This is a genomic window from Kitasatospora albolonga, assembly GCF_039535905.1.
GTDB classification, from domain to species: domain Bacteria; phylum Actinomycetota; class Actinomycetes; order Streptomycetales; family Streptomycetaceae; genus Kitasatospora; species Kitasatospora albolonga.
Map to the genome: position 1 here is coordinate 1 of NZ_BAAAYB010000086.1, position 24,799 is coordinate 24,799.

The window sequence follows — 24,799 nt, forward strand, 5'->3', positions numbered from 1 at the left end:
AGCATCGGAATCATCTGCAGGTCGGTCCGATGATCCGAGAGATCCAGGTCGGGCATGTGCGGCCCGTGGGCCTCGATAAAAAGACCCAGGCGTACGTCTTCGACGAACCACTACCGCAACTCCATGGGCTTCTCGACCATCCCATCAGATCGTCAGCACGATGAGCATGAAGGGCATGGAGTCGACAGTGTTTTCCAGGGGTCCACGACCTGACAGCTACCACGGAGGACCCGACTGGTGTCAGTGCATCGCCTCCGCTTCCTCGTGCTCTGCACCCACGAGCCCGCGCAGGATTTGCACTTCGCTCATCGTGGAACTCATGAACACACACCATCACGGCAGCGGTCCCGACGCCCTGCTGGCACGTCACCACGTTGACCAGCGCCCGTTCCTCCGGCGTCCTCTACCAGTAGCCGTACGGATTGCCCTGGTAAATCGATGGCGAGCAGTCACTCGTCGAAGCGACGTATACAGTCTCCTGCACCTGTTACTATGAGACATGGTCGTCCGAGGACCAGCTACTCCGGCATCCTCGCGGTTTCCTGCTAGACGCTCTCACCACGATCTCATCGTCAAGGACTCCGATGTGTGCACTGGTTGTGAAATGATCTTCCACGCGCCCATCATCTGAGCAGGTCAGAGGCATTTTCGATCAGAACTACGACCTGTAGAGGCGCCTCCGGGCTGCTGGACGCAGTTCGGGCCCGTTGACGTTTCCGACAGGTCAGGGACTCTCCTGGCCTGCGGAAATTGCATGTCGTGGGCAGTGGCCGGCCGTGCTGCGGCGCTCACTCCGAGGCTCGCTCGGCCTTGGTGAAGCGGTCCACCGGTCGGTGTGAGTTCCAGCCGCCGAGGAACTCGTCGCGGGACCGGACCGCGAGGAGGAACCGCGTCGGGCGGCGTCCGGTCGTCCGGGTCCGGGTCGTCTCGCGCGCGGAGCGAGGGGAGGCAGGACGACGGGGGCCGCGGATCGTCGGTGGCGTAGCTGAGGTCTTGGGCCGGTGCGGGTCCGGCGGACCGAACGTGACGGACGGGCGGGCCGAATTCGGCCAGGACGTCGGCAGGAGCGGTCGCTCTCCGTCCAGGTCACGGCCCGGTCGACGACGGCGGCGTGCTCGGCGGGCGTCAGGCTTCGGTCCAGCCGGAGCCAGCCCCGGCGGTGGGCGTCCTCGCCGTACTGGGACGCGATCACGTAGTGTCGGAGTCGGGGAACGAGCCCGCAGCAGCGCGACGGGCCAGGCGGGCGTGTGTGTCGGGATCCACACTGACCCGAGGGGACGCCGCTCGCCCGCTGCGAGCCGGTCGAGGAGGCGCGCCACCTCCGCAGCCGCCGAACTCCTCGGCCGGCGCACCGCCTGGTTGAACTCCTCCCGCAGCCGTCCACCATCCCCGTCGACCCGCTCCGGCAGGACCCACCTCGGGCGCCGCGCGACAGGCTCGGGACCGTGACGAAACGTCAGACACCATGGCGCCAGTCTCCCAGCGCCTCCAGGAGGTCGGCAACGATCATCCGCACGGGCGTTCGCAGGACCTGCGGAGGTGGGTGCCCGGGCCCCGAGGGCTCGATCGCCGTCGGGGTGCCGCTGTCGGTGACGCTGGTTAGCGTGTCGGCGTGACGGATCTCCAGGTCGTGGCAAGGGCGTTGGTCGGCGGCGGGTCTTCGGTGGAGCGGTTGGTGTGTCATCCGCGGCTGCCGTTGGTGGCCGTGTGGGAGTCCGAACGCCCGGTGGTGCGGGTGTGGGACCACGAGGGGGCGCAGCTGCGGGAGCTCGGGTTCGTGGGCGCCGGGGACGAGGGTTACGGCGATGCCGTCGGGTGGGACCGGATGGAGTTGATGCCGGCGGCGGCGTGGCATCCGGAGCGGGCGCTGCTGGTCGTGGCGACGGGGGAAGAGCTGTGGCAGTGGACTCCTGACGGGGTGTCCGTCATCGGTGGGGGCTCCTCGTACCGCTGTCTGGCGTTCAGTCCGGACGGGCGGGCGCTGTGGGCCTCGCCGTCGTACCGGGACGGGGCCGAGGACTGGGAGAGCTCGGACGTGATCGACCTCGGGTCCGGGGCCGTCGGCGGCGGGCCGAGGTGGGACACCGGGGTCACGGTGCATCCCGGCGGCGGGCTGGTGGCCACCCTGGCCAGTGACCAGGGGGCCACCTTCTGCGTGTTCGCCTCCACCGGGAGCGGCGACGGTGACGCGCCGTCCGCGATGAGGTGGCTGCGGCACGCGCTGATCCTGGACTGCGACGGCTACGAGGCCCCGGTCTTCAGCGCGGACGGCCGCCACTTCGCGATCCGCGGCAACGCGTACGGCAACTACGTGGAGGTCTTCGCGTTCCCCTCGCTCCGGCGCGTGCTGTCCGCGCCGCTGGGCGACCCCGACCCCGGCTTCCCGTATCCGCCCGGGTGGCTCGCGCAGATGGAGTCCTGGGCGGGGTACAACCTGGCCTTCGCCGAGCGCCCGGGCGTGCTCTGGATCGCCACTCCCGACGGTTCCCTGCTCGAGGTGGAGGTCGAGAGCGGCGCCACGACGGAGCACGGCGGCCCGCCCGGGGCCCGGCTGACCGCGCTCGCGGCGACCCCGGCGGGCGAGCTCCTCACCGCCACCGATGGTGGTGGGCTGCTCCTGCTCTCCGTGCTGACCGACGCCGCGACGGCGGCGGCCACCGTGGACAGCAAGGAGCTCGCCGGAGCCGCGGTCGCCGCGTTCCTGGCGGCCACCTCCGAGGTTCCCGCCGAGGGCGACCCGGAGGCCGGCCTCGTCCTGACCGACGGCACCCGGACCTGGGAGGACGATGACCTGTCGACGGTGGAGGAGGCCGACCCGACGGATCCGAGCTGGCTCCGACTCCGGGCCGCGGTCAACAAGATGACGGCCGAGGGCGCGTGACCGGTCCTCAGCCCAGGTCGAGCTGGTACTCGTGGGCGACGTGGGTGGGGAGGTAGCCGAGGGCGTCGTTGACGTGGCGCATGTGGGGGTTGTTGTCGGCGGTGTCGGTGAGGAGGCCGTCGAGGCGGGGGTGGTGGTCGCGGGCGGCGAGGATCGCGGCGGACTTCATCCAGCGGGCGAGGCCGTGGCCGCGGTGGGCGGGGAGGACAGCGGTGCCGTAGTGCTGGGCGTCGCCGGTGCCGTCGGCGGGGACGACGAGTTCGGTGAAGCCGACGACGGTGCCGTCCGCGGTGGAGACGGCGGCGACGGTGTGGAGGGTCTCGCCGCGGGCGGCGACGGCGGCGGCCGCGGCGTGGACGCGGTCGAGGTCCCAGACGACGGTGCCGTAGTCGACGGCACCCATCGGCATGTCGTCCATCGCGGTGCGTGAGGCGACGTAGGTGTCGGCGAGGTCCTCGGGGACCCGGCCCTCCCAGGAGGTCAACCGGTAGCCCGGGTGCGGGGATCGGGCGGCCGCCTCGAGCGCCGGCAGATCGGCGTCGGCCAGGGCGAGGCGGGCGTAGGTGAGGGTCAGGGCGACCCGGAAGCCGCGGGCGGCGAGGAAGGCCTGCCCGGGGGGTGCCCTCCTCCGCCTGGGCGATGACGCTGCGTCGGCCGTCGGCGCGGGCGGCCGCCACGACGGCGGCGAGCAGCTCGGTGCCCACCCGCCGGCGCCGCTCGGCGGGGTGGACCCGCAGGTCGAGTTCGGCGAGGTGGCGCTGGCCCTGCTTGTCGAACAGGCGGAGGGCGGCCGACCCGACGGGGTTGCCGTCGGCGTCGGAGGCCAGCCAGGTCAGGCGGCGGCTGGTGGCACCGGGGGCCTGCTCGGCGTCGGTCAGGGCGGTGATGCGGAGGGACAAGCTGACTCCGTTGCTGGCGGTCGTGCGGACGGCGTGCTCAGGAAGGGTACTGACGGTACGTCACTGCGCCCACGGCAGGCCCCGGGTGCCCTCGGTGCCCGCCACGGAGGCGACGCCGTCCGCGCGCATCGCGACGTGGGCCTCGGCGTCCCGTGGGGCGTGCACCCGGCGCGGCAGGTCGGGCGGCAGGACGAGGGTGTGGCCCGCCGGGACGGTCTCGGTGCGGCCCGAGTGGCTGACCTCGAGCGCGCCGGCGGTCACCGTCCAGACCTGCTCCCGGCTGACGGCGTGCTCGGGGCCGGTCTGACCGGCCGTCATGGCGACGGTCCAGGTGCTGAGTTCGGAGCTGCCGCGGCTGGGCGCGGCGAGGCCGGTCATCCGGGCGTTCGGCGTCTCGGTGACGTGCTCGGCGGCGGGGGCGACGACCCGGGCGGTCGGCGGCTCGGCCCCTTCCGGGGTGGCCCACTCGACCAGTTGGACGACGACGCCGTTGGGGTCGGTGAGCTGGAACAGCCGCTCGCCCCAGGGCTCCTCGCACAGCGGGAGGGTGATCGGGGCGCCGGCCTCGCGCAGCCGCCGCTCCTCCCCGTCGAGGTCGGTGACGGTGAGCGCGAGGATCAGCCCGGTGGCCCGCTGGTGACGCTGCTCGGGCGGGAGCACCTCGGTGCCGGTGCGCAGCAGGACGACATCGGCGGCGGCGTCCTCGCGGCCGAGCGAGACGAAGCCTTCGGCAGCGACGGTGACCCGGTACCCGAGGTGGGTGCAGAGGAATTCGCGGGAGGCGTCCACGTCGTCGACGGTGAGGGACACGGTGGTGGCGGTGACGTTCAGAACTGCTCCTCAGTTGGGGTTACTCGGACTAACTTTGCGACGGACGTAACTTTAGGACGGGCATAGCCAGTAGGGCAAGCATAATTTTGCGTCGGGGGTAAGATTTTCCCGTGACGACCGAACCGGGGCTCCGTGAGTCCAAGAAGCAGGAGACCAGGCAGCTGATCTCCGACTGTGCGACCAGGCTCTTCGTCGAGCAGGGCTTCGAGCAGACCACCATCGCCGAGATCGCCGCCGCCGCCCGGGTGGCCAAGAAGACGGTCACCAACTACTTCGCCCGCAAGGAGGACCTGGCCCTCGACCACCACGCCGAGTTCACCCAGGGCCTCGCCCGGGCCGTCGCCGAGCGCGGACCGCAGGACGCGCCGCTGACGGCCCTCGGCCGGACCTTCCGGGCCGCCCTGCTGGCGCACGACCCGGTGGTCGGCTTCACCGGCCCGACCTTCGCCAGGATGGTCGCCGACAGCCCGACCCTGACCGCCCGGCTGCGCGAGCTGCACGACCTGCGCGAGGAGGCCCTGGTCATCGCCCTGGCCGAAGCCGCGCCGCCGCACACGCCGTCCATCGCCCCCCGGGCCACCGCCGCGCTGATCGCGGCCTCCGACCGGCTGCTGTTCCGCCGCATCCAGAAGCTCACCCTGGCCGGCCGCAGCGACGACGAGATCGAGGCCGCGCTCCTCCCCGAGGCCGACCACCTGTACGCCCTGCTGTCCGCCGCCGTCGCCAACGACCCGACCGGCACGCCCTGGTGAACCCGTCTCAGGGACGGGCGCACGGTCTCCCGCGCGACACGCCCACCACCTCCGGGGTGCGCTCTACGTCACTGGGTGGAATGCCGCCCCGGACCCGTGACCCCGTCGGCGAGTGGTAGTTGGACCCGGCGTGACAGAGCCTGCGCATACCGGCCCCCTGCCCGTGGCCCCTCTCCCCTGGACGGCGGTCCAACCCCTGCTCGCGGCGTTGACGGCGGCCGGGGTCCCCCTGCGGACCGGCGACCTGGAGCAGTTGAGACTCGCGGCGGTGATCGGCCCCGACTTCGCCCGGGTGCTCGCCCGGTGGATCCGGGACGCGCACACGGGATCAGGGGCAGGCACCGGGACCGGAGCGGGGACGGGCACGACCTCGGCGCCGCTGCCGTCCGGCCCGGTGCTTCGGAGCATCGCGCCCCGGCCCGAACGGCCCGCACTCGGCGGACCGTCACCGACCGTCCGGAACCTGCAGGCCTCCTGACCGACCGCACCCCCACCACGACCGACGGACCGGACATGCCTCTGATCAACGAACCTCGCCGCTCCCGGAGCGAGTTGGCGCACCCCTCTGCGCACACCGCGACGCACTCATCGGCGCACTCCGCGCACCGGCAGGGCGAGCCGTCCGAGCGCGCCGACGCCGGCCTGACGACCGGTCACCAAGCCGCGGCGCAGCTGCTCGGCCTGCGCGAGGTGGCCCTGCCGGCCGCCGTGGTCGCGGCGGCCGACCTGCTGCTGGACGACGCGCTGCACAGCGAGGACCCGGTCACCCGTGAGGCCGCCGCCGTCACCCGGGGGAGGTTGCGGGCCGCACTCGGCCTGCACTGACGCCGGGCGGCAGGCGGCAGGCGGCAGGCGGCAGGCGGCAGGCGGCAGGCGGCAGGCGGTTCAGCCGACCGGCCGCAGCCGCCGAACCGCTCAGCCGACGGGCGGCTCGCCGAGCAGGACCGCGTTGACGGCGGCCCAGTCGAGCTGACCGGCCAGCTCGGCCGAGGTCCCCGCGCCCAGCAGCTCGCGGGCCGCGCGCTCGGCGAGGGAGTACGCCGCCTCGGCGATCGAGGAGCCGGCACTGACCCGGGCCGCACCGGCGGCGGCGTACTCGGGGACGGTGAGCGTGCCGGGGCCGGTCAGCACGTTCACGGGGACCTCCACCGCGCCCACCAGGGCGCGGAGTTCGTCCGCGTCCAGGGCGCTGAGGACGAAGACGCCGTCGGCTCCGGCGGCGGTGTAGGCGTGCGCACGGCGGACGGTCTCGTCGAGGCGGGCCGCGCCGGGCGGCAGGCGGTGGGTGTCGATGCGGGCGTTGAGGTAGAGCGGGATCCCGGCGGTGTCGGCCGCCTCCCGCGCGGCGGCGATCCGTTCGGTCTGCTCGGCGACGGGGCGGAGGGTGTCCTCCAGGTTGATGCCGACGGCGCCGGCCTCCAGCACGCCGGTGACGGTGCGGTGGACGCCTTCGGGTTCCTCCGCGTAGCCGCGTTCGATGTCGGCGGTCACCGGCAGGTCGGTGGCGGAGGCGATCCGGGCGATGGCGGCGAGCGCCGGTCCGCGCTCCAGCCGTCCGCCGTCGGGGGCGCCCAGGGACCAGGCGACGCCCGCGCTGGTGGTGGCGATCGCCCGCGCTCCGGCGCGTGCGACCAGGAGTGCGGAGGCGACGTCCCAGGCGTTCGGCAGGACGAGCGGGCGGCCGGGCACGTGCAGGGATCGGAAGACCCGGGCCTTGTCGAGGAGTGTCGGCATGCGGGCATTCCATCACGCGCCTTCACCCGCCTTGACGCGGTCCGGGCGTGACCACCGTCACCGCCGAACGGGCCCTGGTGGCGACCCCCGCGAAACCTCCACACCGGTGTCCGGGGGCGTTCCCGCCCTGGTCGGCGCGGTGCGCCCCCGGGCTGGGGGCCGTTCCGTGTGCTGACGAGTGGTCAGACTCTGTCGACAAATCGTTCTTCCGGGGGTCGAGTCGACCTTACCCACAGGTAGGGGCGGGTCGAGCCGGGTTGATTGACCGGCTTCAAGGTGCTTCGATACGGGCCATGGGGAGGAACCGAGGCGCCACCTGTTCGCTGAGCACGGTGAAAGCGCTCTCAGGTCTGCGCGACGGCCAGGTGCTGATCCGCAGACCTCAGGAGCGGGACGCCGACACGCTGCTGGCCGGGTCGCACGACCCGCTGGTGCGCGAGTTCATGCAGGGCATCCTCAGCCACTCCGACCGCGAGTCGGCCGTCCGCTGGATCACCGAGGTGGCGCCCCGGCTCTGGGAGGCCGACCGGGCCGCGTACTTCGCGGTGGCACTGGCGGCCGAAGGCGGGCCCGCGGAAGAGGGTGAGCCCGAGGGCGAGCCCGAGGCCGAGGGCGGGCCCGCGATCGGACTCGCCGAGCTGGTGGACCTGAGACCCGAGGAGGGCGCGGCCGAGATCTCGTTCTGGCTGCTCCCCGAGCACCGGCGGATGCGCACCGCGGCCTCCGCGATGCGGCTGGTCTGCCGTTTCGGCTTCGAGGAGCTGGGGCTGCGGCGGATCGACGCCTACGCCGCCGCCGAGAACATGGGGGTGCAGGTGGTCGGGGCCTCCATCGGCTTCCGCCGGACCGGCTTCCGCCCCGCGCTGTTCCGCAGTTCCCGCACCCAGGAGCTGCGCGACGCCGTCTACGCGACCCTCGTCCCCGAGGACCTCTGCTGAGCGACGACCGCTCCGTGCAGGGTGCGTTCACCCGTCAGTGCGCGGTCCGTTCGTCGCACGTTGGCTCCACGCACGCTCGCTCCACACACACTCGTTCCACGAGTACTTGATCTACGCGCATCGCGCGGCTGGTTTGTCCATGTACCAGGGCTGGGGGTTCGGAAGATGTCGGGACCGGTGGAGTTCTCGGTCGGCGGGGAGCAACTGCCGGGAGGCAGGCTCGAACTGACCCTTGATCAGGTGGGTGCGCTGCGGGTGCGCCACCGCAGCGGCGACACCGAGGTGGTGCGCACCGCCACGGTGGACCCGGCGGTGCCCGCCCGGGTGCTGAACGCGCTGCGCAACGCCGGCCCCGGAACCGGCGGCGGGGTCGCCGAGGCCCGGCGGCTGACGCTCGGCGAACTGGCCTGGGCCGACGGCACCGACACCCCCGTCCCCGGCATCGCCCGGCTGCTGGAGGCGCTCGCCGGCCAGCTGATCCGCCCCGAGGCACCGGCCCAACTTCCGGGCAACCTGGTGCAGTTGGCGGCCGTCGACCCGGCCGAGGCCGCCCCGACGGCCGCCATCGGCACCGTCTCCGGCCGCCCCGCGTTCGCGCTGGCGGTCGCCGGGCGCGGCTTCGGCCTGGCCGAACTCGCGGACGGCGGAGCCTCCCTGGGCGACTCGGACGAGGAGGCCGGACTGCTGCCGACCGCCGTGGCGCTGGGCCGGGTCGCCGAGCGGGACCTCTTCGCGGTCGGTGCGCAGGACGGGGCCGTCCAGGTCTGGGACGCCACCACCGGGGCCCTGCTGCACGGGACTTCGGGCGGCGAAGGCGCGCAGGTGGTGGCCGCCGCGGTGGTCGAGGGCGTGCCGCTGGCGTTCTCCGGCGGCCGTGAGGGCGAAGTCCGGGCCTGGCGGGCCGAGGACGGCAGGGGCCTCGGGCTGCTCGCGGTGAACGGCCGCGGCGCCTCCGCCGTGGTCCACGCGAACTGTGCCGGGCTCGACCTGGTGGCGGCCGCGGGCAGCGGTGACCACAGCATCCGGGTCTGGGACGCGGCGGCGGGCGCCCGCCTGCACCTGCTGGTGGGCCACACCGAGCGGGTCACCTCCCTCGCGGTGCTCTCGCTGGGCGACCAGGCGGTGCTGGCCTCCGGCGGCGTGGACCGGGAGATCCGGCTCTGGGACCTGGCCACCGGCGAGCCGCTGGCGGTCCTGGCCGGCCACTCGGCCACCATCACCGGCCTGGCCTTCACCGAGCTGGCCGGCGAGCCCGTGCTCGCCTCCTGCGCGCTGGACGGCACCGTGCGCACCTGGGACGTCTACCAGGGCACCGGCCTGAACGGCTGGGCCACCGGCGGCGCCTGGCTGACCGCGCTCGCGGTGGTGCGGCAGGGCGCCGGCTCGGCGCTGGCCGTCGGTGACGAGCGCGGTCGGATCCGGCTCTTCGACCCGGCCGACGGAACGGCGCTGGCGACCTGGGAGCCGGCCGGCCCCGCCACCGGCCCCCGCCCGCTGAACGCCCTGGCCACCGCCGTGCTCCCGGACGGCACCCAGGTGCTGGCCGCCGGGTACGGCGACGGCACCCTCCGGCTCTGGGAGGGAGGCCTCGAACGGCTCCAACTCGCCGAGGACGGCGGAGCGGTGAGCTCCGTCGCGGCGACCGACGGCCTGCTGGTCTGCGGCACCGTCACCGGCGCGGTGCGCTGCCACCGCCTCCCCGACGGCGCCCCGGTCTCGGTGCCCACCCCGCACACCGGCCCGGTGACCAGCCTGGTGCTCGGCGAGACCACCCTGGTCTCCGGCGGCGCGGACGGCGTGGTGCGGGTGCGCGGCGCGCTGGACGGCGCACCGCTGCTGCGGCTGGCGGCCCATCAGCAGGGCGTCACCGCGCTGGCGCTCGGCCCGCAGCTGCCCCGCCCGCTGCTCGCCACCGCCGGCGGCGACCGCACCGTCCGGATCTGGGACGCCGTCAGCGGCGCGCCGGGCCCGGTCGTGGACGGCCTGACCGCCCCGGTGGCGGCGCTGGCCTTCGCCACCCACGCCGGACGTCCGGTGGTGCTGGCCGGCACGGCCGACGGCGCCGTCCGGGCCTTCGACGCCGAGAGCGGGCAGGCCGTCACCGAGCTGTCCGGGGGTGCGGCCCGGGTGCGCACGCTGGTCTGCCAGGAGATGGACGGCGAGGCCCTGGTCGCGGCCGGGGACGAGCGGGACACCGTGCGCCTGTGGCACCTGGGCAGCGGCACGCTGCTGAACGAGGCGCCGCTGGACCGCGCGCCGCTGGCCATCTCGTTCACCGAGACGGGCCTGTACGTGGTCGGCCCGGGCGGGGCCGTCACGCTCTGACGTCGCGTCAGGTCATTTGGCGCGGCAGATAGTTGATGGTCGGCGGACTGGGCCGCCGACCACCGGTGGGGCAACGAGCGAGGGGTGGAAATGGCGGAGGGGAAGAAATTCCGGGTCGACCTGGAACAGGTCGAAGCGGCGGCGAAGATGATCCAGACCATGCTGGACGATCTGGAGGCGCCCACGGCGCAGCTGAAGGCGGCGGTGGAGCAGATCAAGCCGACGGTCTACGGCAGCGACCGGCTCGCCAAGTCGCTGACCGGCAGCACGGGTTCGGTCGGCGGTCTGTCGGACCACCAGAAGCAGGTGCTGGACGGCATCCAGAAGTTCCTCGCCAACAGCGCCCAGGTCGCGGCCAACCTGCGCACCGTGGTCGCCAACTACCGCAGCGTGGACGAGTCGAACGCGACCTCGCTGCGGGCCATCGAGGGCGCGGACGCGACCGTCGCCCCGGTCAAGCCGGACCCCCGGAGCAAGCCGGTCACGGTGGTCGTCGCGGGCGAGACCGGCGGACCGGTCACCGCCAACTCCACCTTCAACTCGGCCGACGCGCCGACGCTCGACTACAACGAGTGGGACGACCCGGAGCCCCCGCCGCCGCACCCCTCCGGTGGTAGCGGACCGAAGCTCGCCTGACCCCTGCCCGTGTCGACCCTCGCAGAAGGACGGACACCGTGATCCAGCTGCCCCCCGACCTGGCAGAAGTGCTCAAGGTCATCCAGAGCAACGAAGACGGGAAGGCCATCGTCTTCCCCGACGCCAACGAAGACCTGATCGGCGACCTGGCCCTCGCCTGGGAGAAGTGGAACACCTTCGCCGAGACCCGGGTCGGCGCCATCGTGGCCAACGCCAAGCTGGCCATGGAGGCCATGGAGGGCGAGGCCGCCGAGAGCTTCGCGGGCTACCTCCGCAAGTTCTGCGAGGGCGACGCCTCGCACGTCACCACCACGGTCACGGCGGCGAACGCCATCGCCCAGTCGCTGCGCGGCGCCATCGAGGCGGTCACGCAGACGAAGAACGAGATGATCCGCGAGCTCCAGTACACGAAGGAGTACATCGAGGACAACCCGGCCGGCAAGAACGACGACATCGCCAAGTCCGAGGGCATCAAGGAGGCCGTGGCCACCTACAACACGTACGTCGGCCAGGTCGGCAACAACGTGGACTCGATGCTCCGTCAGGGCTCGGGCCACTTCCAGGCGATGACGGCGGCCGCCGAGGTCGCCTCGCTCACCGGCGGCAGCGGGGGCGGCGGAGGCGGAGGCGGCACCGGAGCACCGCCGCGGACCGGCCTCGACGGGGTCTCGACGGTCAACACGCCCAACGTGATGCAGACCGGGCTCACCATGCCCGGCGGCGTCGGCGCCCCCGCGCCGGTGGACATCCAGGGCTTCAACCCGGGCGGCGTGGGCCCCGGCGGCCTCGGCGGCCCGGGCGGCCTCCCGGGCGGCGGCACCGGGATGCCGGGCGGTGCGCCCGGCGGTGGCACCGGCGGCGCACCCGCCCTGCAGCCGTTCAAGATGCCGACGGCACAGGCGCCGACCCCGTTCAGCAGCGCCAGTCCCGCCCTGTCGCGCTCCCTCGGCAGCGGTTCCCCGGGCAGCTTCGGCAGCGGCGGGACCGGAGGCTCCTCGCTCGGCCCGGACGGGAAGCCCTCGTTCAAGCTGCCGTCGGCCGGCACCCCCGGCGGCCTCACCCTGGCGGGGCACCAGCCGCCGAACACCGAGGGCACGACCACGGGACAGCTGCGGCCGATGACGGCGCTGCGCCCGTTCACCCCGGGCGGGTCCGAGCCCGGCAGCATCGGTGGCATCGGCGGCCTCCCGCTCGGCAGCCGCGGCGGCACCGGCGGCACGCCGCTCAGCCCGCTGACCGGCCGCCCGGCCGGTCTGCCCGGCGGCACGCTGCCGAGCCGTTCAACTCCCTCGACCTTCTCACCCGGTGGGCGCACGCCCGGCTCGATCGGCGGCTCCGGCGGAACCGGTTCCCGGATCGGTGGTGGCGGCTCCCTGGGCGGCAGCGGCCTCGGCGGCGGCGCCCGGGTCGGCGGCGCGGGTGGCGGCGGGTCAGCACTCGGTGCCTTCAACCCCGGCGGCGGACGGTCCGCGGGCGGCCTCGGCGGCAGCGGCGCGCACCCGCTCGGCACGCCCACGACGGCGGGCGGCGTCGGCGGCCGCGGCGTCGGCGGCACCTCCGGCACCGGCCTCGGTGCGGGCGGCGTCGGTGCGTCCGGCGCGGCCGGCGCGGCCGGAACGTCCGCGCGAGGCATGGCCGGTGGCGGCATGCCCGGCATGCCCGGGATGGGGGCCGGGCACGGTGGTTCCGGCGCGGGCAAGTCCGGCTCGCGATTCGTCCGACCGACCCGCTTCGGCGTGGAGGAGGACGAGGAGGAGCCGGTGGCGCTGCGCGATGCCGGGATCCTCGGCCAGGCCGTCCACCACGACCCGCAGGACCGGCACTGGCAGCGGATGCGGCAGCGCTGGGTCGAGGAGTCGGGCATGGCCCCGGCTCCCGAGCCCGTGCACACCGCCGTGGCGGGTGTCGGGCAGGAGGCACCGGCGGCGGGTGGCGACTTCATGAGCCAGCTGAGCGCCGCCGTGCTGGGGCCGGAGGCTGCGGCCACGCTCAACGCGACGTCGGAGTCGGGCGGTTCGGGCTCCGGCTCGGCCTCGGGCGGCGAGACCACGGCCACGCCCGCAGCCGGCACCACGGGTTCTTCCGACGACGCGTACCTGGAGCGTGCCCGGTCGGTGGCCGAGCGGCGCGGTCGCACCGACGAGGACGCGCCCACCCTCGAACCGGCGGCAGCAGCGGCGCCCGCCGCTCCGGCTGACGGTCCGCCACCGCTCCGCGAGGAGGGCGGCTTCCAGGTGCCGACGCCGTTCATGCGGGCGGCACTCGCCCGGCTCGCCACCTCGGGGGGCTTCCCCGAGGGCAGCGGTGAGGCACCCGCCGCCCCGGCCGGCGCGTCCGGCGCGGCCACCGGCCAGGGACGCTGAGGAGCGATATGGAAGAACAGGAACTGAGGCGCACCGAGGCGGTGGCGGCCACCGAACCGGTGGCCGCCCGGGTCGCGGCGGATGCCGTCCAGCCCGCCGAGCCCCTCCAGGCGCGGCTCCAGCCGATGCAGATGGCCGAACCCGTGCAGGCCACCGCCCGGTTGGAACCCATGCAGATGGCCGAACCGGTGCAGAGCACCGCCCGGTTGGAGCCGATGCAGATGGCCGAACCCACCCGGGTCACCGAGCCCCTGCGGGCCACGGACCGCTTGACGCCGCTGGAGCCGACGCACGCCACGGACCGACTGGCGCCGCTGGAGCCCATGCAGGCGGCCGAGCCTCTCCGGGCCCGGACCGCCGTGGAGCCGATGCAGGCGGCGGAGCCGCTGAGCCGGGTCTCCGGGGAGGCGGCCGAGCCCCTGCGGGCCCGGGTCGCCGCCCAGCCTGCGGAGCAGGTCAAGCGGGTGGCGCAGTCCGCCGCTCCGTCCGGCGGGCCCGATGCCGGGCAGGGCTTCAACGTCGACCCCGAGAAGTACCGCGCGGCGGCGGGCCCGGTGCTCTCGGCGTCGGACCAACTCACCGAGCTGACGCGAGGGTTGACCGCCTACATGTCGGGGATGAGCGCCCGCGCCCCGTGGGGCAACGACGACTCGGGCGAGAAGTTCGCCAACGGCGAGAAGGGCTACCTCACCTACAGCGGCAAGGTGTTGGAGGGTCTCGGCAACCTGCCCGCCGCGCTCAAGTACATCGCGGACGGCCTCAAGGTGATGGCCGAGAGCTACGACAACGCCGAGGAGGGCCTGAAGACCGGCCTCACCTCGATGGAGGCCGAGCTGCCCGAGACCGCCCTGTTCCACCCCGACCTCGCCATGCGGGACATCGCCAAGGGACGTCCCCACCACACCGGAAGGCCCTGATAGAACATGGCGGTTGAGCTGCCCGAACCCCTTCAGTGGGTCCTTCTCCTGCTGGCCGGCACCCGCTGGCCGGAAGGCGAGGAGGACTTGATGCGCGAGATGGCCGACCGTTGGCGCGAAGCCGGGAAGACCCTGGCGGACGTCGGCACGTCGGTGGACTCGACCATCAAGCGGGCGCTCGACGGCCAACAGGGCAAGGCGGCCGAGGGGCTGTCCACGCACTGGGCCAAGTTCTCGGTGGGCAAGGGCACGGAGGAGGATCCCGGGTTCTTCCCCAGCATGGTCAAGTCCTGCGAGGGCATGGCCGAGATGCTGGACAACATGGCCAACTCGACCGAGTCAGCCAAGATCCAGATCGTCGCCCAACTGGGCATCCTGGCCTTCGAGATCGCGACCGCCGAGGCCTCCGCCCCCTTCACCGCCGGGGCCTCGCTGGCCACCATCCCGGCGGCGGTCGCGGTCAGCCGCGTCGTGGTCCAGCAGATCCTCAAGAAGCTGCTCAAGGAGGCCCTGGAGTTCGCGGCCAAGGAGGCCGCCCAGGAAGTCGCCATCAACCTGCTCGCGCAGACCATCCAGATCGCCGAGGGCAACCGCAAGGGCCTGGACACCAAGGAGCTCGGCCAGAGCGCCATCGGTGGCGCGGTCGGCGGTGCCGCCGGTGGCATGATCGGCAAGGGCATCGGCGCGGGCGCCGGCAAGGCCGGGTTCGGCAACGCCGCGAACAGCGTCGGCGGCAAGATGGCCAGCGGCGCGGTCTCCGGCGTCGGCGGGGACGTCGCGGCCCAGCTCGCCACCACCGGCACGGTGGACGGCGGCAGCCTGCTCGGCTCCGGCCTGAGCGGCGGCTCCAACGTCGGTCTCCAGCACGGGGCTTCGGCACTGAAGGGCAAGTTCGGCGGCGGCGACATCCCGAACGTCCCGACCGGCGGCACCCTGCCCGGCGCCGACGCCCCGCCGACCTTCGGCGGACGGCCCGGCGGCGGTTCCTCCTCGTCCGGTTCGGCCGGCACGCACGGCAGCGCGGACGGGACCGGCTCGACCGGCGGCGCCGAGGCGTACCGCGGCCCGAGTGGCGCCACCACGGACACCGGCGGCACCGCGGGCTCGTCCACCGGCGGCGGCCGCACCCTCTCGCCGTTCGGCTCGGACCGAGGCGGCTCCGGCTCCCACGACACCAACACACCCACCAGCAGCGGTGGTTCGGCCTCGGCCGGCTCCCACTCCGGTGGTGCGGGCGCCGCCTCGCGCGGTGGTGACTCCGCCCCCTCCGGCGGTACGCCCTCCGGTACGTCCAACCACAGCCCCACCCCCGACAGCAGCGGCGCCCCGCGACCGCAGTCCGCCACCGCACACACCGATGCACCGGCCCCGACGCCGACCCCGGCCCGCGCCGACACCCCGGCGGCCACGGCCCACCCGGACCCGACGCCCCGTCAGGCCGAGCCGACCCCCCGGGCCGCCGATTCCGCCCCGCAGCACGCCGCCACGCTCGACCGCACGCCGCAGGGCGACGCCTCGCCGACCCCGCGGCAGGCCGAAGCGCCCGCACCGACGGTCCGTCCCGAGCCCGAGGCCACCTCCGCCCGCCCGGAGCCGACCTTCCGCCCGCCGGTCGACCACACGCCGGTCGCCGAAACCGTCCGCCCGCAGCAGGACACGCCTCCGGCGGCCCGTCCGGAGAACTCCGTCCCGCACCAGGCCCCGCCCGCCGAGCACACCCAGGAGACCCCGGTCAGCCGGCCCCGGCCGACCGAGACCCCGATCGAGACCCCGGCCGCCGTCCGGCCCGAGCCGACCGTCCCGCACCAGCAGGCCGACCCTTCCGACCCGGTCCGTCAGCAGCCCGCTACGCACGAGGCCCCGCCTTCCCGCCCCGAGGCCGAGGCCCGCCCCACCCCCGTCCGGGCCGACTCCGAGCCGAACACCGTGCCGCAGGCGCAGCCGCGCCCGGAATCCGACCCGACGCCGCGTCAGCAGCAGCCCCAGGCCCAGGCCGACCCGCAGCCGCACACCACGGCCCCGGAGCCGACGTCCCGCCCGCAGCAGGACCACCAGCCCCGGCCGGAGGCCCAGCCGCACGCCGCCGAGACTCCGGACCCGACGCCGCGCCAGCAGCAGCCCCAGGTCCAGCCGGAGGCCCAGCCGCAGCCGCACGCCCAGCCCCGCCCTGAGCCGGTCGCGTCCCCCGCGCCCGTGGCTCCCCCGCGCGGCGACGCCACCCCGGACGGTACGAATCCGCACACCACCCTGCCCGAGGGCACCCGCATCGCGGGCGGCCCGATCACCGCCCCGCGCCCGTCGGCGACGCCCACCGCGGACCGTTCGGACACCTTCCTGCCGCCGTCCACCGACCCGGCCGCCCCGCAGCAGCAGCCCCCCGCCCAGGTCCCGCCGGCGTCCCACGTCTCCCCGCCGCCCCCGGCCGCCGGCACGCCCACGCCTACGCCGACGCCGACGCCCACACCCAACCGTGGCGGCCTCGGCCCGGTGGGCCGACCGTCCGGCCCGGGCCGGGACACCGCACCCCGCACCGACCGTCCGCAGGACCAACGCCCCACCGACGGGCCCCGGTTCACCCCCCGCCCCGCCACCGACACGACGCCGGCTCCCGCCCCCGAGCCGCGCGGCACCAAGCGCGGCCGCGAGGACGACACCCTCCCCCAGGGCCGTCCCGAGGGGCCGAAGCGGCAGCGCACGCCCGCCTACGAGAACACCGCCGGCCCGCTCCGCGACCGCGGCTACGAGCCGGCCACTCGGGAGCAGTACCAGGCCCTCACGGATCACCTGAACCAGCACGGCTCCAGCCCGCACCCGGACCTGACGCCCGAGCTCCTCGACCACGTCAACCCGCACACCGCCACCATGGACGGCGGCGACCTCTTCAGCTGCCTGGAGGCGGTCGAGGCGCTGCGCGACACCCACTACGGCAACCCGCGCCCCTCCGGCCTGCCGCACGCCTCCGTCCCGGAGAACAACTCCGCCTGGACGCTGACCAAGCGTCACGGCACCCCCGTGCCGCTCGGCACCGGGCAGCACGGCGTGGACACGGTGATCGACCAGGTCCGCAAGGCCGGGCCCGGCAGCTTCTCCACCGTCCTCTTCTCCGACGGCCCCGGCACCACCGGCCACGTGGTGGCGCTGGTGCACGGCCCCGACGGCACGCTGCGCTGGGCCGACCCGAGCACCGGCGAGGTCCGCGAGGCCCGGCCGGGCTCCCTGCCCGGCGACTGGGCGGGCGGCGACAAGCACGTCTGGGCCGCCACCTCGGACACCGACGGCGACTCGGTCACCCCGCGCGCCGACCCCTCGGTCTTCGACGGCGACGCGCCGAGCTTCGGCGTGCTCGCCGTCACCATCGACGGCAGCACGCTCAACCAGGCGGACCGCGCCGTGGTGGTCAAGCTCGCCGAGGCCATCGACGCCCAGGTGGAGAAGGCCGCCGCAGTGGCCCTGGCCAACCCTGATTCGGTGCCCAACCTCGACGGCCACACCGAGCGTTGGACCGACAGCTACACCAAGTGGGCGGACCCCGCGACCTCGACCGAGGACCGCCAGCGGATCGAGAAGCTGCTGCCCCGGCAGTTCGGCTACGCGGTCGAGTCGATGGTCACTCAGATGATCAAGGACGACGTCAAGCTGGACGCCGGCTACACCATCGAGACCCAGGTGACGCACGGCTCGACCCGCCCCGACCTGGTGATCGTCAAGACCGAGGGTGGCGTCAAGCAGGAGCTCGGCTGGCTGGACATCACCGCCGACAAGTCCAAGGGCCACATCAACGACAAGCAGAGCGGACTCTGGCAGACCCGCCCGTACGTGGCCGAGGTGCTCTACCCGTCTCTGGAAACCGGTCAGTTGGCCCACGGTGGCACGCCCGATCAGCAGGCCTTCGTCCAGGCCCTGGTCGAGAGCCGGAAGGCCGAACAGCAGCAGTTCGCGCAGAAGTTGGACGACTTCGCGGACAAGGTCCCCGACCCCGTCGAGGGTTCCAAGGAGAAGAAGCGCGCCGACATCGAGAAGCAGCTCGGCGACCTCCTCGGCCGTCCCAAGAAGCTGACCCCGACCGAGGCCCGGAACGTGCTCAAGGCCCTGGCCGAGCACTACGAGGACTCCAGCTACAACCCGACCCAGTACGGCTACAAGAGCAGCGACCACACCTCATTCGTGGACGGTCGTCGCCTCCTCGGCGAACACTTCAACCCGCCGCCGACGCCCGATCCCGCCCAGCCCACGGCCGGCCCGTCCGGCACCAGCCGGACCGACGGCACCACCACCGACACCGACGCGCCGGACAACGACCGCTCCGAGAGCCAGGGTTCGGAGGACCGGATGCGGACCACGCCGGACCCGGAGCCCGCACCCGTGAAGGCCGACAGCCAGAAGTCCGACGACAGCATGCGGGACGCCTCCCCGCCGCCCGCCGCCACCTCCCGCGGGCTCGACTCCCCCGCCCCGGAGGGCTCGCGCTCCGCCCCGCCGCGGGACGACTACGCCGTCACCCGCCCCGCCGACGTCGCCGGCCTGACCCGCGACCTGCCCCAACTCCCGCCCCGGGACCGCGAGGCGGCGATCGCCGCACTCCCCGCCTCGGACCGGCGTGGCCTCGCCCAGGACCCGGCCTTCGTCTCGGCGCTGCGCGACTCCCTGCCGCCCGGCGACTTCGCGAGGACCGCCGCGCAGCTGATGGTGGACGTGGACGGCGGCGCCGACCGGCCCGCCTCCGCACGTGCCGAGGCGACCGCGCAGCTCACCCGGATGCTCCAGGATCCGGACACGGCTGCCCGGCTCCTCGTCGAGGGCAGCCGGATCGTCGTGGTGCCCAAGGACACCGCGATGACCGACCTGGCCCCGTTCGCCGACCTCGGCGGCCGGACGGCCGACAGCGAGGCGGGCGGCGGCCGCGGCTGGGACGACGTCCGCGGCGCCGGCGGCAAGTGGGCCGCCGTCACCGAGGAGAACCTGCTCGGCGAGCGCACCTCCGTCGGCCCGGACCAGCACTACGCCGACGGCTACTCCACCACCACCCACGAACTCGCCCACACCATCCACAAGTTCGGCATCACCGACGCGGACCGGCAGCTGATCCGCGACACCTTCGACAGCAAGCTGGACAACGAGGCGATCCCCCGTCTGTTCGGTGAGGACGGCCCCTCCCCGTGGTCCGACGGCCCGCGCCGCGGCACCGACGGCAGCGAGGCGGAGAACTACGCCGCCCGCGACGAGTACGAGTACTTCGCCCAGGTCAGCAACGCCTACCTCGGCACCAACCACGGCACCGACCCGTACACCGGCCAGCCGCGCAACAACGGCGCGGACTGGGTGCGGGCCAACGAGCCCGAACTCCTCCCCCTGCTGGAGCGGTTGTACGGCCCGGACCCGTCCGCCGTCCACGACGCCCCCGCGAACCCGGTGCGCGCCACGGACGCCGACAACGACATGTACCAGGGCCTGCGCGAGTTCACCGCCCAGGTCGAGGGCGGCGACCTCCCGCCGCAGACGACCGACGCCGGGCATCACGAGCCGGCCGAACGCGGCGTGCCCGCCGACCAGGACACCGACCTCCCGTCGCCGCCCCCGCGCGCCGCCACTCCCCGCACCGAGGGCGAGCCGCCGCAGCACAGCTGGCCCTCCACCGGCCGCACCCTGGCCGATCCGGCCGACCGGGCGGCCGAGTTGGCCTCGCGCCACGGCGTCGCCGACCCCGACGCCCTCGCCCAGCAGATCCGGGACGTCCGCGCGGGCGACCTGGACGCCGTCCGCGACCTGCTCGGCGCCGAGCACGGCCCGGAGCTGCTCAAGGATCTCGGCCGCGAAGTGCCCGAGCACACCCTCTGGCGGCTCGGCACCCAGGACCCGGGCAGCGCTGACCAGTTGAAGGAGATCATCACCCACCGGCGCGGCGGCGTGCCGCCCACCGATCTGGAGGTCGAGGCCCGCCAGCAGGTCGCGCGGACGCTGGCCGAGCAGTCCCCGGTCACCGTCGTGGTCGCCTCCGGCCCCGGCTCCGGCCACCAGGCGGCGGCGGTCAACATGATCCGGTCGCTCCGCGAACTCGGCTACGACGGGCAGATCGACCTGGTCGCCCCGACCAACGTCCGCTCCCGCCTCGACCGGATGCTCGACGCCGGACTCCTCGGCGGCGGCCAGGTCCACTACGCGCCGGACGAGTTCGACCCGCACGGCGAGAACCAGCCGGCCCCGGTCGGGCAGGGCGGGCTCACCCTGGTCGCGGCCAGCGACGAGATCGGCGCGGACGGGGACAACTCCAAGGCGCTGCTCGACTACACCGGCGCCGACAAGGCCGTGGTGCTGGCGCCGTACGCCTGGGGCATGTCCACCCGTGCGGTCTTCTCCCGCACCGAGGACGGCAGCTTCGGCGTACTGCCGCTGGAGGCCACGGTCGACAAGAAGAACGCGCTGTTCCAGCAGCACGTCCCGGCCCCCGACCCGCACTCCTTCCCCGACAGCCCCGCCCTGCAGTCGATGGCAGGCAGGGTCAACTCCGGCTCCCTGGACCTGATGCCGCTCTACGGCCTGGCCCGGCTCACCCCGGACCGCCAGGCGGCAGCCCCCGACAACCTCGCGGCGGGCATCCACCAGGCCGGGCTCGGCAAGCCGGCCGTCCTGCTCCAGGTCGGCAACCACGACGTCCCGTACGCCCCGCGGTACGAGGCCCCCTGGCTCAAGCGCGCCGACCTCGCGACCCTCGACGCCGACGGCATGAACCGACTGCTGGACACCCTCGGCCCGGACGACGTGCTGGTGCTCCGCTCCGGCCAGCTCAGCCAGGACTCCTTCGAGAAGGTCTTCCAGCTCGGCAGCCTGCCAGCCGTCCAGGAGGGCGCCAACACCACCGGCACCAGCCAGCTCACCGGCCGCCCCTACTTCTCCCCCGTCACCGGCACGACCCCCTACCCCGAGGCGGTCTCCTCCACCGCCGCCCAGGACCTCGGCTCCCGGGCCGGCGACCACCTGCCCGGCGACGCCAAGGAGCGGCTCGACGACTCCTGGGACGCCGCCCTGAAGCCCGACGCCTCCAAGGCCGAGGTCGACACGGCCGTCCGCGAACTCCGCGCTGCCGCAGACCTGTTGGCGGACCGCGCGGACGGCCTGACCGACCCGGCCGAGCAGCGCGCGCTGCGCGAGCTGGCCGAGAGCGGCACCAAGAGCGCCGACGCCCTGGAGCGGTCGCACGCGGCGGTCGCCGTCCGCGAGCAGCTCCAGAAGGTCACCGACGCGATGGCCTCCGGCAACGACTGGACCGCGGCGGTCGAGTTCGCCCCGGCCTACGACAGCCTGCGCAAGGCGGTCTACAACCGGGAGATCGCCGACGGCTGGCTCAACACCCTTCCCGCCGACGACACTTCGGGGCGCCCGTTCGAGCTCAAGAGCGACCAGTTGGAGGCCTTCGCCGAGGGGCTCGGCGACGACCACGAGCGGCTCGCCGAACTGCTCGGGGCCGGCATGACCCCCGATCAGCGGGCTGTGCTCGACCGCGCCCTCTCCCCGGAGGGCCGGGCGGCCGAGGAGCGCCGGATGATGCGGGGGGACGACCTCTCCCAGATCCCGCTCGGCACCGTCCCGGAGGCCAGGCAGCGGCTAGCCGAGGTCTCCGCCGCGATCCGCGAGCGGGAGAACGGCTTCGTCCAGGAGCTCAAGGACGCGGCCGACCTGCAGGCCGAGTCCACCGCCCCTGACCGCGATCAGGCCCAGGTGATCGCCGACGTACTCAACGGCTTCGCCCAGCAGGGCTCGCCGTACCAGCAGTACACCTCCGAGCTCACCGGCCGCGCGAACGACTGGCAGCAGAACCAGCTGCTGGTGGCCCTGGTCCACCTGAACGACCAGCCCACCGAGACCCTCCGCAGCTCCCCGCCCCCGTCGGTCGAACCCGAGACCGCCCCCGTCGTGGAGCCCACCCCGGTGCCGACCCCCCGCCAGGAGTCGACCCCGTCCACCCCCGAACCGCCGCGCGCCGCCACTCCGCAACCCCCGAGCCCGGAGCGGCCGTTCCAACTGCACCCGTCCGCCGAGGGTCCCAGCATCTTCGATGAGGACTTCACCCTCAACGACGACAGCGACGCCGAGGCCGGTCCGAGCATCTTCGACGACGACTTCACCCTCAACGACGACAGCGACAGCGAGACCGAGGCCGCAACCGCGACCCAGGGCCACCAGACCTCCCCTCCGCCGCCCGCCGCCCCGTTCCAGCTCGGCCCGGTCCGCGCCCCGGCGTCCGAGGTCGTGTCCGAGGCCGACGGCCCGTCCTCCGGCTTCGGTTCGACGAACCGTCCGCCGGTGGCCGGCCACGTCTCGCCTCCGCCGCCCGCCTCCGACCGCCGTTCCGTGCCGCCCGCCCAGGACCGTGGCGAGCCCCCGGCCAAGCGGCGTCGCACGCCCGCGTACGAGAACACCGACGCCGTCCTGCACGACCGCGGCTACCGCCCGGCCGACTCCGAACAGCACGCCGCGCTGCGCGAGTTCACCGACGGCCGGCGCTTCCCGCAGCCGACCCCCGAACTCCTCGGCCTGATCACCCCGCACGGGCAGCCCGTCTCCCCCGGGCCGGACTTCCGGCTCGGCGACGACCTCCAGAGCTGCCTCGAAGCCGTCGAGGCGTACCGCGACACCCACTACGGACGCCCCCGCCCGTCCGGACAGACCCACACCGGCGCGGTGGAGCAGCACGCCGCCCAGGTGCTCAACCGCCGCCACGACCTGCCGCACCTGTTCGGCGAGGGGCAACCCGCCGTGGACTCCCTGATCGACCACGTCGGCCGGGGCGGTCCGGGCTCCTTCGCCACCGTGCTGGTCGGCCGCGAGGGCGAGGTCGGCCACACCGTGGCGCTCGTCAACGGCGCGGACGGGACGCTCCGTTGGGTGGACCCGAGCACACGGCAGTCCTGGGAGGCCACCCCCGGCTCGCTCCCGGACCCGCGCACCGCCGGCTGGAAGGTCTGGGCCTCGGCCGCCGGACCGGACGAGTCCACCCTGCCCGGTCTCACCCCCGACCGGAACTTCCGGGCCGACTTCGGCGCACCGTTCCTGAGCTCGCTCTTCGGCAACTCCACCTCGGACACGACCCCCCAGACCGCGCCCCCGGTGGCCGCGCCGCAGCCACTCACCCTTCCCGACCCGGTCGAGGCGAACCGTCAACTCACGGACTCCCCGGCCGACTTCCTCCGGGACCACATCCTGTCCTACGACGGTGCACTCGGGATGGAGCTCAGGCGACCGGGACTCGACCAGCAGGAGGCGCGCCAGTTCATGGCCTGGGCCAACACCCAGCCCGACAACTGGTTCACCCTGGTCCCGGACCCGCGCCGCAACAACGCGCTGATCCTCACCCCGGCCGTCGAGAAGTACGTCGAGGCCCACCCGGACGACCCGTTCGTCTCCCGCTTCGCCGAGCGCTTCGCCAACCCGCCGGCCGACCAGCGGTACCTGACCGCCTCGTACATCCCCTACCTGGCCGGCGCCCCCGGCGGACAGCTCCACACCGTGGGCTCGACCCCCGTGCCCCTCGACCCCGATCCCACCGTCCCCGGCTCGGAGTTCGTCTTCACCGCCGTGATGAACGGCTGCGCCCTCGCCGTCACCCCGGGGGCCACCCCGGACGTCTTCACGGCCTGGCACTACCAGTCCAGCACCACCAACAACTCCAGCGCGCTGGACTTCCGCCGCACCCAGCAGCCCACCGACTGGTTCGGCTCGGAGGAGTACGAGAGCGGCACCCAGTCCGCCTTCTACGAGGTCACCAACTTCCTCTGGAAGAGCCCCACCGACGGCTGGCAGGTCGTCAGCCAGGAGACCAGCGTCGACCCGACGAACGAGGCCGCCTCCACCGTCACCGCCGTCCGTCAGCGCCCCCTCGACCTCACCCCGCCGACCCCCTCCCAGGAGGCGGTGCACCTGGCCCGGATCTACACCGGCATGGCCGAGGCCGAACTCAAGCGCTTCGACACCGACGTGGCCGGCATCCTCAACCAGAACTGGGGCCCCAAGCGGGCCGAGGTCGCCCAGGAGCTCCAACGCCTGCGCAGCACCCTGCTCGTGGACCTCATCAACCTCCGCGAGCAGGGCCACCTGGACCCCCGCGTCCCGTTCTCCGGCACCAACCCGGCGGCCGTCCCGCTCGGCACCCCGGCCCCCGGCACGCTCACCTTCGCCACCCTCAACCAGGTCGCGCAGGCCGTCCCCGCCGCCCGCCAGACCGCCGGCACCCTCGCGGCGGAACGCCTCAACGCCCTCAACGCCGCCACCCCCGCCAAGGACCGCGACTGGCGCCAGGGCAAGCTCGACCAGCTCCTCACCACCTTCCTCCCCACGCCCCACACCCCCACCCCCTGGCACCAGCACCTCATCACCGAGACCACGGACCACCCCCGCGCCTGACCCACCGAACACACGTGCCAGGCCCGGGAACTCCGGGCGGCCGGCGGCCGACTGCTCTGGCGGGCGGCCCGCCGGTCGTCCGTCGTCGGTGGGAAGGGCCTGTGCGCCGTGTCGGGTGGAGAACGTCC

The 24,799-nt window shown here is 74.1% G+C and carries 12 protein-coding genes and 1 pseudogene; 10 read left to right on the plus strand and 3 right to left on the minus strand.

Annotation, left to right across the window (positions count from 1 at the left end):
* Positions 1-1,612: 1,612 nt before the first annotated feature.
* Entirely contained in the window at positions 1,613-2,881 is a 1,269-nt protein-coding gene (locus ABD946_RS21095; RefSeq protein WP_345284823.1) for a TolB-like translocation protein, read from the plus strand.
* 7 nt (positions 2,882-2,888) lie between these two features.
* Here ABD946_RS21095 and ABD946_RS21100 read toward each other — a convergent pair.
* Together ABD946_RS21100 and ABD946_RS21105 are read right to left on the minus strand one after the other, a co-directional pair.
* Positions 2,889-3,780 (minus strand): annotated as a pseudogene (locus tag ABD946_RS21100) (GNAT family N-acetyltransferase).
* Positions 3,781-3,840: 60 nt separating this feature from the next.
* Positions 3,841-4,590 carry a VOC family protein gene (locus tag ABD946_RS21105; RefSeq protein WP_345285832.1) on the minus strand — a complete coding sequence of 250 codons (750 nt, stop codon included), beginning with the start codon at positions 4,588-4,590 and terminating at the stop codon, positions 3,841-3,843.
* A 131-nt stretch (positions 4,591-4,721) separates the two neighbouring features.
* On the opposite strand from ABD946_RS21105, the gene ABD946_RS21110 reads away from it, so the two are divergent.
* The 3 genes from ABD946_RS21110 (at position 4,722) to ABD946_RS21120 (ending at position 6,188) form a co-directional block, all read left to right on the plus strand.
* Positions 4,722-5,363 carry a TetR/AcrR family transcriptional regulator gene (locus ABD946_RS21110; protein ID WP_345285833.1) on the plus strand — a complete coding sequence of 214 codons (642 nt, stop codon included), beginning with the start codon at positions 4,722-4,724 and terminating at the stop codon, positions 5,361-5,363.
* Positions 5,364-5,526: 163 nt separating this feature from the next.
* Positions 5,527-5,841 (plus strand): hypothetical protein, encoded by a 315-nt coding sequence (locus ABD946_RS21115; protein ID WP_345285835.1) that lies wholly within the window; start codon positions 5,527-5,529, stop codon positions 5,839-5,841.
* Between the two features lie 35 nt (positions 5,842-5,876).
* Positions 5,877-6,188, plus strand: a complete 312-nt coding sequence (locus tag ABD946_RS21120) for a hypothetical protein (RefSeq protein ID WP_345285837.1) — start codon at positions 5,877-5,879, stop codon at positions 6,186-6,188.
* A 90-nt stretch (positions 6,189-6,278) separates the two neighbouring features.
* Here ABD946_RS21120 and ABD946_RS21125 read toward each other — a convergent pair whose 3' ends face one another.
* Positions 6,279-7,097: an isocitrate lyase/PEP mutase family protein gene (locus ABD946_RS21125; RefSeq protein WP_345285838.1), complete on the minus strand. Its 819-nt coding sequence runs from the start codon at positions 7,095-7,097 to the stop codon at positions 6,279-6,281.
* 332 nt (positions 7,098-7,429) lie between these two features.
* Here ABD946_RS21125 and ABD946_RS21130 point away from each other — a divergent pair, with 332 nt between their 5' ends.
* The 6 genes from ABD946_RS21130 to ABD946_RS21155 all read left to right on the plus strand — a co-directional run bounded on the left by ABD946_RS21130 (position 7,430) and on the right by ABD946_RS21155 (position 24,671).
* Positions 7,430-8,035 (plus strand): GNAT family N-acetyltransferase, encoded by a 606-nt coding sequence (locus tag ABD946_RS21130; RefSeq protein WP_345285840.1) that lies wholly within the window; start codon positions 7,430-7,432, stop codon positions 8,033-8,035.
* Positions 8,036-8,200: 165 nt separating this feature from the next.
* Positions 8,201-10,360, plus strand: a complete 2,160-nt coding sequence (locus tag ABD946_RS21135) for a hypothetical protein (RefSeq protein ID WP_345285842.1) — start codon at positions 8,201-8,203, stop codon at positions 10,358-10,360.
* Positions 10,361-10,450: 90 nt separating this feature from the next.
* Positions 10,451-10,996 (plus strand): WXG100 family type VII secretion target, encoded by a 546-nt coding sequence (locus ABD946_RS21140; protein WP_345285844.1) that lies wholly within the window; start codon positions 10,451-10,453, stop codon positions 10,994-10,996.
* Between the two features lie 38 nt (positions 10,997-11,034).
* Complete coding sequence (locus ABD946_RS21145; protein ID WP_345285846.1) at positions 11,035-13,359, plus strand: WXG100-like domain-containing protein; 2,325 nt, start codon at positions 11,035-11,037, stop codon at positions 13,357-13,359.
* 8 nt (positions 13,360-13,367) lie between these two features.
* Positions 13,368-14,276 (plus strand): hypothetical protein, encoded by a 909-nt coding sequence (locus ABD946_RS21150; RefSeq protein WP_345285848.1) that lies wholly within the window; start codon positions 13,368-13,370, stop codon positions 14,274-14,276.
* 6 nt (positions 14,277-14,282) lie between these two features.
* Positions 14,283-24,671 carry a WXG100-like domain-containing protein gene (locus ABD946_RS21155; protein WP_345285850.1) on the plus strand — a complete coding sequence of 3,463 codons (10,389 nt, stop codon included), beginning with the start codon at positions 14,283-14,285 and terminating at the stop codon, positions 24,669-24,671.
* Positions 24,672-24,799 lie beyond the last annotated feature (128 nt).